10 protein-coding genes are annotated in these 13,006 nt (G+C 36.2%); 5 read left to right on the top strand and 5 right to left on the bottom strand.

Annotated features, from left to right (window positions below):
• Positions 1-362: 362 nt before the first annotated feature.
• Positions 363-764: a DUF5412 family protein gene (locus BM012_RS24935; protein WP_061804522.1), complete on the bottom strand. Its 402-nt coding sequence runs from the start codon at positions 762-764 to the stop codon at positions 363-365.
• Between the two features lie 964 nt (positions 765-1,728).
• On the opposite strand from BM012_RS24935, the gene BM012_RS24940 reads away from it, so the two are divergent.
• Positions 1,729-2,040 (top strand): hypothetical protein, encoded by a 312-nt coding sequence (locus BM012_RS24940; RefSeq protein ID WP_061804521.1) that lies wholly within the window; start codon positions 1,729-1,731, stop codon positions 2,038-2,040.
• A gap of 751 nt (positions 2,041-2,791) precedes the next feature.
• Here the strand turns inward: BM012_RS24940 and alr are convergent.
• The 4 genes from alr to BM012_RS24960 all read right to left on the bottom strand — a co-directional run bounded on the left by alr (position 2,792) and on the right by BM012_RS24960 (position 8,212).
• Positions 2,792-3,976, bottom strand: a complete 1,185-nt coding sequence (gene alr / locus BM012_RS24945) for an alanine racemase (RefSeq protein ID WP_061804520.1) — start codon at positions 3,974-3,976, stop codon at positions 2,792-2,794.
• A gap of 199 nt (positions 3,977-4,175) precedes the next feature.
• Positions 4,176-4,919: an amidohydrolase family protein gene (locus BM012_RS24950; protein WP_061804519.1), complete on the bottom strand. Its 744-nt coding sequence runs from the start codon at positions 4,917-4,919 to the stop codon at positions 4,176-4,178.
• A 514-nt stretch (positions 4,920-5,433) separates the two neighbouring features.
• Positions 5,434-6,732, bottom strand: a complete 1,299-nt coding sequence (locus BM012_RS24955; RefSeq protein WP_061804518.1) for a CitMHS family transporter — start codon at positions 6,730-6,732, stop codon at positions 5,434-5,436.
• Between the two features lie 628 nt (positions 6,733-7,360).
• Positions 7,361-8,212, bottom strand: coding sequence for a MurR/RpiR family transcriptional regulator (locus tag BM012_RS24960; RefSeq protein WP_061804517.1), 852 nt, complete (start codon positions 8,210-8,212; stop codon positions 7,361-7,363).
• A gap of 496 nt (positions 8,213-8,708) precedes the next feature.
• On the opposite strand from BM012_RS24960, the gene BM012_RS24965 reads away from it, so the two are divergent.
• From BM012_RS24965 to BM012_RS24980, 4 genes are all read left to right on the top strand, one after another.
• Positions 8,709-9,389, top strand: coding sequence for an RraA family protein (locus BM012_RS24965; RefSeq protein WP_061804516.1), 681 nt, complete (start codon positions 8,709-8,711; stop codon positions 9,387-9,389).
• Between the two features lie 21 nt (positions 9,390-9,410).
• The gene (locus BM012_RS24970) at positions 9,411-10,316 is read left to right on the top strand and encodes a DUF1932 domain-containing protein (protein ID WP_061804515.1); all 906 of its coding nucleotides are present in this window, start codon (positions 9,411-9,413) and stop codon (positions 10,314-10,316) included.
• 52 nt (positions 10,317-10,368) lie between these two features.
• Complete coding sequence (locus BM012_RS24975) at positions 10,369-11,481, top strand: amidohydrolase family protein (RefSeq protein WP_061804514.1); 1,113 nt, start codon at positions 10,369-10,371, stop codon at positions 11,479-11,481.
• Between the two features lie 73 nt (positions 11,482-11,554).
• Positions 11,555-12,781, top strand: coding sequence for an MFS transporter (locus BM012_RS24980; protein ID WP_061804513.1), 1,227 nt, complete (start codon positions 11,555-11,557; stop codon positions 12,779-12,781).
• The last annotated feature ends 225 nt before the right edge of the window (positions 12,782-13,006 follow it).

Raw genomic sequence — 13,006 nt, forward strand, 5'->3', positions numbered from 1 at the left:
CAGCAACGTTATGAATTTGCTTTTCCTCTTATCAATACTCAAGCCAATCTGGGCACTATCTTGAGCTAACGTTTACGAAGCTTATAAACCTTCACTTGCGTTCACCATACTCACCTTCCCCTAGCAGTGTTCTGAGCCGTGCGCTGACTCTCTGTTTCCGCATTTCCGCATGCAACCTACGTACCTATTACTAGTCACGCAGTTTTGGATGGGGATAGTTTTTGCGTCTAAACTAGTGGCGTAAGCCACACTATATAGAAGCGACTTCTTGTCGCACCATAACACGCATTATAGGAAGAAAAGGGGACTTTCCCGGTCAAGAAAGTTGTCCTAAAATATAAAAAAGAGAAGTAGAATGAACTCTACTCCTCTTTTTTAGGATAATGATCTTTCCAATTATAATAAGTATCCTCATTATAGATATCAATCTTACTTCCATTGACGTCTACCGTATGATTATCTACCCACTTAATTTGAGGGTCACCCTTGTGTGGAGCATCTATATCCCAACAAATGGTCTTATCATCAAATTGTCTTTCTGCCAGACCATAAGAATCAATTCCTACCCTTAATTGTGCTCTAACTGTAGCGCCTCCATCATTTATTATATAAGCAATGGCCTTATATTCTTTAGTAGGGGACTCTACATATGTGATAAACTTTCCTCTTCCCTTTAACTCATCTAATTGCACGTTAAATTTATCAACGATCCAAAAGATTACAATACCGATGACTAAGAGCCAGATGATTCTTTTCTTACTCATTCCTCTCCTCCATTCTGGTTCCTATCCTTAATCCTTTTCTCTCCCCAATAAAAACTCCTTAAGTATTTAATTAACTTTTATTGGAATATATATAATAAACTTATCTCATCATAAAGGTTATCGATGATGGTTGTTTTAAGGATAACTATATAACTAGTAAGAGACTCCATACATATCGGACTGATGTGCTAATATCCTTTTTAGCCTGTAAGATATGGTCTACTACAGAGAATAAGATTGCAATTCCTACAGAATAAAAGGTAAAGAACCAGGGAATGAAGAAAGGAAGGATACCAAAAAATACATGTCCGATAATAGAAAACTGGAATTGGCCAGCTTCCATCTTATTAGTTACGGCTCCAACCAAGAGGGAGATAGGTAACCCATATAGGAAAACACATGGAAGGATATATACGGGGAAAACTACAAAACTATGTGGTACACTTTTCCAATAACTATCTACTCATCCAAAGAAACCATCTATTGGTGTAAGGAAAGAGATAAGGAGAATAGATAATATACTGGTAATGAGAGCTGTTAACAATTTTCTTTTAAACATGATCTTATGCCTCTTTTCTAATAATAAGAAGTTTTTAACATAAATTGTAGTTTTATGGTCTATCTATAATTAGTAAATCTTAAAAAAGAGGGCCACTCCCAAACCTTTTTTAAGATCTTTCGTCTAATCCTTACAAAGCATAAAATTTTCACTTATCTTTGTGTGGAAAGGAGCGTAAAATGAAAAAGCTGTTTTCGCAAAGATTGTCGCTATTAGCATATAAAAGGGATTTATTTACTATTTCAAGGTATTATCGGATGAAGATTTCTTCCCCAACTAACAGAGCAGGTTAATTTAAGTTTTCCATTTTTAAGAATCATCTAAAAAAATGTATGAGGATAAACATGAAAGACGGTTACGTCAAAGGGGAAAAGATAGGAATTTAATCTGAGAGGTGGTGTTTATATGGAAATTGAAACTGCTACACCAAAGAAGTATGGTTCGATAAGTTATATGTCCCTTGCCATTGGGGTAATTTGTTTTTGTATTGTTTTTGTAACACCGACAAGAATAGCGAATATTGGGAGTTTGGTTGGGGACTATATAACATTTTCGCTTACAGGTATAGGTATAGTGCTATCTACAATCGGGATAGTTAAGAAAACAGAGAAAAATGTAATTCCTATTATATCTTTAATTCTCTCCTCGTCTTTCTTTATATTCTGGATAATCACGATTATCTTATTATTTACTGATCAAATTGAATTTGCTCCGTAGTCTACAAATACTCTTTGAATTAATGGGAGCGTTAGTCCATAAATCAAAAGATAAATGCAAAATAAGGTCCTACATTCCATGCTTTTCATTTCAACAACTGCTATAAGCCTTAGGGGATAGTCCCTACATTTGCCACAAATCCCCTTGTCGCTGATTTCTTTTTTTCACTTAAAAGAACAGCTTTTTATTCTGTTTTTAAGTTTTCTTTCTAAATGGAGAACGCCCCCTCACCTACCACAATCACCCTTGTCGTACCTTTAATAAATGACCAACTATATAACTATAGATGTATATGAAGCTACAAAACTGTCCATAATATTAACGTATTCTCCCATATGTGAAAACCCTCTGCTAGTACCGAGCAAGGGGTTTATTTTTATTGCAGGTATTTAACGATAATTAGTTACCATAATGTTGATTAACGGCACTAATTAATTAAAATAAATAGTCCCCATTACTTGATAGGGACTATTTAAAGTTTATGCATTTCAAGAACTTGAGTTTTGCATTTAGTAAAATCATTACGGAGAATAAAGGATAAATGTAAAATTCAGGCCTGCATTTGTTTATCTTGTTTTACTCGTCTTTACTAAATAAATCATTTTACATAGATCTTTGTATATACAAATAGCGCTCAATTAATTAAGCGCTATTTTCAGGTGAAAAGTATAGTAATTTTGATATTAATAGTAATTTTGATATTAATAGTAATCAATCTGTATTTAAACAAGGAGGTAAAACAACTTTATCCTTACTGTTCGACACGTATGAAACGTTCGCCTTTTGCAACGGACCAAAGCTTTCCGTCCCGGTAATACAGACGGTCCAAATGGGGAGAGATATTGGCCCAGATGAGCGGAACTGTGCATTCCCATTCCTTGATACGTTGGTCCAGCGTAATCTCTTCCTCTCCCTGAGGCCCCAGAATTACAATTTCATCACCAACTTTGGCGTCTGGGAAATCTGTGAGATCCAGAATCGTGTGCTCCAAGGAGATCGTGCTCGCCACCGGACATTTTCTCCCATGCAACAAAACATATCCGTCTGCCAGCTTCGGGCTAATTCCGTCACCTATACCTCCTGCCATAATTCCTATTCTCTTCGGCGTGTCCAGTTTGACTGAAGCGTAGTTCTCTCCAAATTTTCCGCCTAAGACTTCATTTACATGAACCAGGCGGCTCTTCCAGCTTACAAGAGGCGCTTTCAGATCCGGATGTGTCTCTCTTCTGGATAACGGCGAATATCCCCACATTGCACGGCCGGGGCATACCCCACTCATGCGAATTTCCGGAAGCGCAATGCTTCCCGGTGTATTGGCCAGCTGACTAAACGGTATCTTTTCAGCATCGTCTCCCAGCGAATCCATCGCAGATTTGAATCTAGAAAACTGCCACATTGCATAATCTGCACCTACATCCGGCCAGTTTACTGCACCCATGTGGCTGTATACACCTTCAACATGCAGATTGGGCAATTGAGAAACCTCTCGGTACAGATCGGCAAATACCTCGGCATTCACGCCCAGGCGACCTCGGCCAGTATCGATTTTTATGAAGACATCAGACGGCTCCGAAACCACATTGGAGAATGCTTTCGCAGCTTCCATGGAAAGAATGGTAGGAATCAGCCGATATTCCGTATAAAGATTTGCAGTCTCCTGAATCAGGTTGCTAGCAAAAATCAAAATTGGCATCTTCACACCATTTTCTCTCAAAAGGATTCCTTCATCAATACTCCCCACTCCTAGGTAATCTGCTCCACATTCTTCCAATATTTTTCCGCATGCCACAATACCATGGCTGTATGCATTCACCTTGATGGCGGGCATAATTTTCACGTCATGACCTACCATTTGTCGAAAATGCATGAAGTTGTCTCTAAGATTGTCCAGATTGATTTCAAGCCAGCAAAATCTACTCATCTGATAATTTTTCATGATTTTTCCTCCGATAATCTTTTATTACAATCGAAATCTAATCTAAGCACTTAACTATCAACACTTCTTTTATGTACATACTCCTACAGAGCAATAAAACCTTCCTTGCTCGGCTTACTATAGAAGTTCCATTGCCATAGGTATCATGTCCTTTAGGCAATCACATGTTCCTTGGCATTAGACGTAATGAAAAAATGAATTATTTGAAGTACCATTTCAAAGCATTTGTGTATAAAATTTTATTAGCATCTTTTTCATTAAAAAGGTGGCGAATTAATTCAATATCCCCATATTCAAAAGGTCTTTTCGCTCTTGTTGAGGGTAAATCTGTACCAAACATAAGGGCATCAGGGTTTGTTTCATATATAGATTTTAAAGCGTTTTTAACATTGAGTTCCACACGCCCAAAACCTGTTGCTTTTACGTGTATACCTTTATTAACTAATTTTAACAAATGCGTTAGCCCTCCTTCAGATAATCCTAAATGATCAATTGAAATAGCAGGTAATTTTTCAATTGTTGATGCAATTTCGGGTATTTGTTTTGCATCGATGTAAAGTTCACTATGCCACCCAACCAAATCATAAACTCTTCTCGCAAAGTAATCGAGCTTTGATAAATCTTCTGAACCGCCTCGTTTGATATTAAATCGTAATGCTCTTATTCCATGGTTATGTAAGTTTACAATTTCATCATCCGTCACAGTAAAGGGTAATTGCGTAACGCCACAAAATGTTGGTCCCATTTGTCTAAGGGCCTTTAATAAGTATTCTTGGTCAAATCCTTGAAAAGACCCAGATACAATCGCTCCACCTAATATGTTCAAACCAGCCGTCTCATTTTGATAATCTGTTACAACATAGCTCGGTGGTGTATACCCCTGATTCTCAATAATTGGAAAGTCAAAATCAATAATATGAAAATGTGCATCAAAAATCCCCACTATAATCCCCCTTTTTTCAACATATTAAAGACAGGACATAAGATTAAAATGCCCCATTTAATTTTTATAAAATATCAGCTACAGATGAAGTTTTAAACCTTCATGAGGATTCTCGAATCCTCATTTTTGTTGTTAGCTGTATTAGTTGGCACTTTTGTTCATTTGCTCGTTGAATAGCCCATTCAAGTTTCTTTTCTTCTATTACTCTTATATCTAACTTTAGTCTACCTATCTAAGTAATAAAGGTAAAATTCAAATATTTTATTGTTTATTATAGAAAAACCTGATATTAGATAATGTGTACAAACTAATCACAACGATAAATATGATTTGCGAAGCCTTATTTCTTCTCCTTTTGCACATCATTGATATTCATTCCTAATTTACATAAAATGTATTACAGGTAGTAAAAAAGCGTAAACCCGTTCAGTAGTAACAAGTTTACGCTTTTTATTTTTTGCTTAAATATAATTTCAAGAACATTTTAAATCATTATCATTTTTCTATAAATAGATTAAACGGATAATACTCCAAATAGAACTGCAACAATAATCATAACTAAGGCTGTTCCGATTGCATACTTGGCTGTAAAGCGAATATGGTCGCCTATATCAATACCAAGCAGCCCCATTAATACGTAAATAGAACCTTGTAATGGACTTAATAAGTGCAATGGTTGTCCTAATAGGGAAGCTTGCCCGATTTCTAGTGGATGGATGCCAAAATGAGCAGCTGTTTCAGCCATAATTGGAATAATCCCAAAATAAAATGGAGCGTTTGCCATGAAAAAGGTAAATGGCATACTTATTAGTCCAACAATTACTGTTAACTTTGGTCCAAGAGCATCCGGTATAATAGCTATTAAAGTATCTGCCATAGCTTTAACAATCCCAGTTCCATCTATAATTCCAGTAAATATACCAGCTGCAAATATCATAGAAACAACAGTTAGTATATTTCCCGCATGAGCGTGTAAACGATCCTTTTGATCCTGCAAATTTGGGTAATTCACAATCATTACAATAGCAAACCCAATCATAAATAGAGCTGGTAAAGGTAAAAGTCCCATAACTAAAGCTGTTAGTATTAAAATAGTTAAAATTAAATTAAACCAAAATAGTTTAGGACGCTTTATTGATGCATCCATACCCATATCAATATCGGCAGCAATTTCTTTACTAAATGCTGCATCAATCGTTACAACTCCTAGTCTCTTACGTTCACGGCGCCCAAGAAAATAAGAAACTGCCAAAACCCATAGCGTTCCTGCAATCATAGAAGGAAGAAGTGGTAGAAGTAAGTCTGTTACATCTGCTTTTACCGCCGCCGTAGCTTGTACAGCAGGTCCACCCCATGGAGTTAGGTTCATAACCCCCATTGCTAATGCAGGCATACAGGCTAGAATAAGTTTATTCATACCTAGTCGATTGTATAGTGGAAGAAATGCAGTTACTACAATTAAATATGTAATGGTACCATCCCCATCCAGAGCTACTATTAAGGATAGGACTGCAGTACCCACTACAATTTTCAAAGGGTCACCGCCCACCACTTTTATAACTTTCGCTACTAGTGGGTCAAATAAACCTGTATCAATTAATACACCAAAATAAAGAATGGCAAAGATAATCATAATTGCCGTTGGAGCAATGGTTTCAAGACCTTTCATCATCATTGGTCCTAAATCAGTAAATCCAGCAATTAGGGCAAAAATAACTGGTACCACTGTGAGCGCACTGAATGCGGATAAACGCTTACTCATAATTAAATACATAAAAACGACAATCATTAAAAATCCTAGAAATGTTAACATACTATACCCCCTCTATATCTTCCCCTATCATTCCCTGGCATTTAACTATAAATAGTAATAGTTACACAGTAATAAATTTATCTTTGTAAACCCTTACAAAAATAAATTCACCTATAACTTCCCTTTATCTGCACTGATTTTTTATCGCTACTCATAAAAAAGATCTCTTTTTTCACTTTTAATGAATCACTCCTTTACTTAAAATAGGTTGTTCTTACTTGGAATAAAAATATCCAAGATAACGTTTTCATAGCTATGTGAGTCAAAATATCCTAAATCCTAGAATTCATAAATTTATAGTCACTTTATAGACTCTCAGGAATGCAAGAGTAAGATATCTTCCGGATGATATCTAAAAAAGCAACTATTTTAGAAAGCTAATTATCTTCCTTAATAGAAACAGAAAACAAAAGTAATAATTATTACATTATTACTTAATGTTGTAATAATTTTGACTATTTAAACGTATACTACCATGGTTACTTGTTAAAAGTAAATATTTTTTTAAATTGATATTGAATGAGATAGAGTAAGATATGAACCAAAACGAATAAAAAGATGATAGAAACATGAAGTATCGAATTAGCTTGCCAATTCAATATTTCATATTCCTATCACCCTTATAAATTTAATTCGTATAATGATAGTTTATTTGTGTAAGAATGGAATTAATTTTATCAAGACGATCTTTTGTCTTTTCTGGGTAGTTTATAGCTATAGCACTTATCAGATAATCGGCTACAAGCATAGATGCCACTGGAGAATTATGAAAAGCGATACTAGTAGAACTACAAGGTAATACTAAGTTTGAGTACTCAACTAAAGGAGAAGAATAACTGTCGGTAATTGAAATGACCTGAGCTCCATTATTTTTAGCAGCTATTGCAAATTCAACAGTTCTTCTAGCGTATCTTGGGAAAGAAGTTGAAATTACTAAATCTTTAGAAGTTAAAGTAATGCCTTTATCAACCCAATCACTTAAATCAGATACAATTAATTCGCAGTTTCCCAGTAAACGATTAAGTCCAAAAGATAGATGTTGTGCTACTGGTAAACCACTTCTCACGCTTGTGCAAAATATTCGGTCTGCAGAAATAATCATCTCTAGAGCTGTATTTAAACTCTCTGTGGAAATCATTTCTACAGTGGATTGAATGTTATTAAATTGATTTTCTGCACAGCGCATCCATAAATCACTATCATCTAAATCTTTTAAATTTGTCTCTAATCTGATTTGAGGAGCAGCATTATTACGTAAAAGCTCCTGAAGACCTTTTTGAAACTCTGTGTATCCGGAGTAACCTAGACTAAACGTTAATCTCATTATGGTAGTAGTGCTGGTTTTTACAGTTAAGGCTAATTGATCAACTGTCAAGAAAGCTACATCCACAGGATTTTTAAGAATATAGTCTGCAACTCTTCGCTGGGTTTCTGTTAGTTGTGAGATATTATTTTTTAATTTTAAGAGTGGATTTTCCATACATTCGCTCCAATTGAACAGATTATATTGTAAATTTTACATTTCTAAATTATTGAAGAATATTTATTACAATATTTAATTGAATTTTATCATGCTAATTTTTTTATGTAAAAAAAATCTTCTTAAATAATAATATTTATAATACGTTCCCCTCCTCTTCTATTCAATAATAAGGTTTACTTTATTAAGTATTGGTGATAATATACATCTATATCGTTAGTAATATATATTACTATTTTAAATATTGTTGTAATTTTTATTACTAACACACTTTATTTTTAAGAAATGTAATTCATTTTATAAGAATCTTCTTTTATCTTTTCGATCTAAAAGCAAAGCAATAAAGTTATGAAAAGATAGTGGATTACATCAACAATTTTATTAAATTAATCATTTTTGAAAGCGTTATCTTTAGGGGGTGTAAACAAAACATAATCTTTGAGAATTATATCTAAGTGATTGTTTAACTACCAAAATAGCAAAGGAGTGTATAAAAGTGAGTAAATTAGCACCACTATTATCTGAGGATATTATCGAGAGAGCAGACTCTCTTAACACGACTCTTATATCGGATGCGATGGGATGTACAGGTTCTATGGACTACAAAATAAAGCCGGTAGCATCAGGTATGAAGGTAGTTGGAACGGCTCTAACCGTAAGTTTGAGACCTGGAGATAATTTATTTCTTCATCAGGCAATCTATGATGGAAAAGAAGGGTATGTTTTGGTTGCGGATGGAAAGGGACACACTACAAACGCCTATCTCGGTGAATTGATGGCAGGAGCAGCGAAGGCCATGGGAATTGAAGGAATTATTATTGATGGATTAGTTCGTGATAAGGAGACACTTAGTGAATCGGCCTTCCCTATCTTTGCAAAAGGATTTATTCCTAATGGTCCTCTAAAAGACGGTCCAGGAGAACTTCATAAGCCTATTTCTTGCGGGGGAGTCTCCGTTGTTCCTGGAGATTTAATTATTGGCGATGATGATGGAGTTGTGGTAGTTCCAAAAGACAAAATTGAAGAGGTTCTTTCCAAAGCAGAGAAAAAACTAGACTACGAGAAAACACGTCTAGAAAGTATTGCAGCCTATGAAAAAGCACGTACGGAAGGTAGACCTGAAGGAAACATTCAACCTCATTGGCTAAGAGAACAAATGAAAGCATATGGGTTATAAGAAAAGGGGGAGAATTTCACAATGAAATTAGGTTTTATTGGGTTTGGGGAGGCAGCTTTTGAATTATCAACCGGATTAAAACAAGAGGGGCTAGAAACTATTTGTGCTCATGATGTCATGTTAGATCATCCTACTTTTGGTCCACAAATTAAGGAACGAGCTAGACAAGCACAGGTGGAACTGGAATATACACCTAAATCATTATTAATGAGAAAAGATCTGGCGATACTAATTGTCGCTGTGCCAGCAAATAAAGCCTATGAAGTCAGCAATTCTTTAAAACCATACCTAGGAAAAGAACTCATTTATATTGATGTATCTGCCTCAACTCCAGATATAAAAAGAAAAATTAGCAATAGTCTCAAGGAGCGAGGGGTTAGATTCGTTGATGCATCTATGATGGGACCTTTACCAGTTTATAAGCATAAAGTTCCGATTCTAGCAAGTGGTAAGGGTACGGATGCATTTATTGATATCATGTCCCAATATGGAATGGATATTTCAAAAGTAAGTGAAAAGCCTGGAGACGCATCGGCAGTTAAGTTGATTCGTAGTATTTTTATGAAAGGGCTACCTGCTCTTTTGGTTGAAATGTTAGAAGTAGCGCACAAGTTTGGTGTAGAAGATCTAGTGATTAGCTCCATAAGTGAGACAATGAATTCGAAGAGTTTTGAGGAGACGATGAATCGTTTGGTTACAGGAACTTCAATTCATGCACTAAGAAGATCTATAGAATTAGAAGGTTCCATAGAAATGCTAGAGTCCTCAAATTTAAGTTCTTTGATGTCAAGTGCAGCAAAAAATAAACTTCAGTTATTAGCAGAATTGAATCTAAAAGAAAAGTTTCAAGGAAAGACCCCAGAAAATTGGTTGGATGTAATCATGGCATTTGAGGATACAAATAAAAAAAGTTCAAATATCTCATAGAGAGCACAGTTTATATATTTGGCAGAATAACATCGAATGGAGTGATTATATCATGGGAACATGGCGTTTACATGGTGGTTTAATTTGGCAGGGAGACACTTTTAAAGAAAACAATTATCTGGATATAGAGGTAACTAATGCAGAAGATCGAGAAATTCATCTATCTGAATCCCATTTATTAGTCCCAGGTTTAATTGACTTTCATTGTCACATTTGGGCACCAGGTGCTCCTGTTTCTGTAACCGATACCGAATATATTTCCTCAGGGGTGGTTGCATCTGTTGATGCAGGAACTTTTGGATATGATGGATGGGAAAATGCAGACCGATTATGGCAGAATAGCCCAATGGAGATTCGCTCTTGGCTTTCAGTCCTTCCCGAAGGTCTTACCATCCACCCAAACCCGAATCCAACAAAGCCTGAAAACATCTCACTAGAGCGTTTAGTAGAAACCGCGTCCAATGCAGGAGATCGGCTATATGGTTTTAAAGTTCGATTAGGCCAAGTGGATGCAAAAACAGATCGAGGATTATTGAACATTGCACGTGCTGCTGCAGAAAAAAGTGGCTTAAAAATAATGGTTCATCTAACGGGTTCCGGACTATCTATTGACGAGGTTGTAGAAATCTTACGACCTGGGGATGTATTAACACACCCTTATCACGCTCAAAGAGGCCATGTTTTGGATGAGTATGGGAAAGTATCTACTTCTTTTAAAGATGCGGTTGAAAAAGGTTTATTGTTAGATGTTGGTCAGGGTAGCAAGCATTTCGCTTGGAAAGTATTCCAGCAGGCAGCCCTCTCAGAGGGAATCAAGCCCCATTTCATTAGCTCGGATATTGTAAGAAATACATGGAAGAAACCACCGGTTAGTGATATGAGTTATATCATCTCGAGATTTATTGCAGGCGGACTTTCAAGAGACGAGGTTTTTGCCTCTGTATTAAATACCACGAGCCAATTTATGAATCTGAAGTTTGACTATGTAAACCATGTCCTTGTTTTGCAGGCAGACCATTCTGAAGTTCAATATTCGGATTCAGAAGGAGACATTATTACTGGTCATATCAGATACAACCCGAGTATTCATATCAATCATAGGAGAGTAGTTTTCACGCACAGTACAAAGGAAGATTGTATTCGTAAAATACTAAAAATGACATAGTTTAACAACATAGTTTTTAGTGTTTTGTTTATAAAGAAGAAAATGGATACAAAACAGTAATGGGGATGGGTATATGACAAGAAATAAATGGGTTGTCCTATTATTATTATGGCTCACTTATATGGTATCCTACTTGGATCGTGTAAATATCTCTACAGCAGGACCATTGATGATGAAGGATCTTAATATGGATGCTGACAGTTTTGGTTGGATTCTAGCAGCATTTACATTAGGGTATGGATTGATGCAAATACCCGGAGGAATGCTTGCTGACCGGTTCGGAGCAAAAAAAGTAATGATTATTGGGGTAATTTGGTGGTCTATTTTCACGGGATTGTCTGGCATTGTTGCATCAGTTGGTATGTTGATCGCTATGCGAGCGTTATTCGGGGCTGGAGAAGCGTTAGGAACTGGTTCCCAATGGAAGATGCTTGGTCAATTCTTTCAGGGTTCAGATCGAAATCTAGCATCAAGTTTGTATAATACAGCCATTCCATTAGGTCCGGCTCTTTGTGCCCCACTCTCTGTGTGGATTATGGGAAGAGTAGGATGGCAGGGTCTGTTCTATTGGTTTACGGTCCCTGGAATCGTAATAGCCCTTTTACTGTATTGGTTTTTACCAAATGACTCTAAAGAAGATAAGCCAAGTGCCGTGAGATCAGGTAAGAAAGAGAAACGGTTTGTACTAAAGGATATAGTTAAATACCCAAGCAGTTGGCTTATCTTTACTGCCTATTTAACAAAAAGCGTCGCAGCATGGGGGCTCTTGGGGTGGATCCCCACCTATCTGAACACAAGTCGAAATATTGACTTTAAGGATTTAGGTTTGGCATCTTCAATACCCTATATCTTAGGATTCTTTGGTTTGTTGTTTTTTGGTTGGTTAGGTAATCGTGTCAAACACCGTGCTTCTCTTATAGGGGTTATTTATTTATTAGCAGGTGTAGGTTTATACTTTGCTTTCAGTGCAGAGACAACTAATGGCAGTATAACGTATTTATCTATTGCATCCTTTTTTATATTTGGTGCGTACGGACCATTTTGGGGTCTCACCCTTGATTTATTTCCAAGTGAAATTCATGGAACTCTTAGTGGATTTACCAATTTTGGCGGGCAGATTGGTGGGTTTATATCCCCTCTAGTAGTTGGGTATCTGGTGAAATCAACAGGATCATTTAATTACGGATTTTTATTCATGATTGTCACCTTAGTAGTTGCATCGATCGCTCTATTTGGACTCGACTATCTGAAAATAAAAGCGAACAAAAACAGAGCTTTCCCGGAACAAAAATTTGTATAGATATACCTTGGGTTCAACTTATACCTAGGAAATCTGCTTTATAACCTTGCTAATCAAGTTTTTTAGATTTAAATTCTAAAAAAGAAGAAGGCCCTTAATGTGCCTTCTTTTTTATATACACTATATAACTCTAATTTAGTCGGGTAAGCGAGGGGCATCGCTGCCCCTAACTCCCCTAAGAACCGTACGTGAGCCTTTCAACTCATACGGCTCAAGCCTCCCATT

Origin of the sequence: Priestia endophytica DSM 13796 (assembly GCF_900115845.1) — a bacterium.
Classification (GTDB): domain Bacteria; phylum Bacillota; class Bacilli; order Bacillales; family Bacillaceae_H; genus Bacillus_I; species Bacillus_I endophytica.

Excerpts from the sequence above, each read along its gene's own strand:
- BM012_RS24980 (WP_061804513.1), top strand. The coding sequence starts at position 11,555 with ATGACAAGAAATAAATGGGTTGTCCTATTATTATTATGGCTCACTTAT.
- BM012_RS24940 (WP_061804521.1), top strand. The coding sequence starts at position 1,729 with ATGGAAATTGAAACTGCTACACCAAAGAAGTATGGTTCGATAAGTTAT.
- BM012_RS24935 (WP_061804522.1), bottom strand. The coding sequence starts at position 764 with ATGAGTAAGAAAAGAATCATCTGGCTCTTAGTCATCGGTATTGTAATC.
- BM012_RS24960 (WP_061804517.1), bottom strand. The coding sequence starts at position 8,212 with ATGGAAAATCCACTCTTAAAATTAAAAAATAATATCTCACAACTAACA.
- BM012_RS24955 (WP_061804518.1), bottom strand. The coding sequence starts at position 6,732 with ATGTTAACATTTCTAGGATTTTTAATGATTGTCGTTTTTATGTATTTA.
- BM012_RS24975 (WP_061804514.1), top strand. The coding sequence starts at position 10,369 with ATGGGAACATGGCGTTTACATGGTGGTTTAATTTGGCAGGGAGACACT.
- BM012_RS24970 (WP_061804515.1), top strand. The coding sequence starts at position 9,411 with ATGAAATTAGGTTTTATTGGGTTTGGGGAGGCAGCTTTTGAATTATCA.
- alr (WP_061804520.1), bottom strand. The coding sequence starts at position 3,976 with ATGAAAAATTATCAGATGAGTAGATTTTGCTGGCTTGAAATCAATCTG.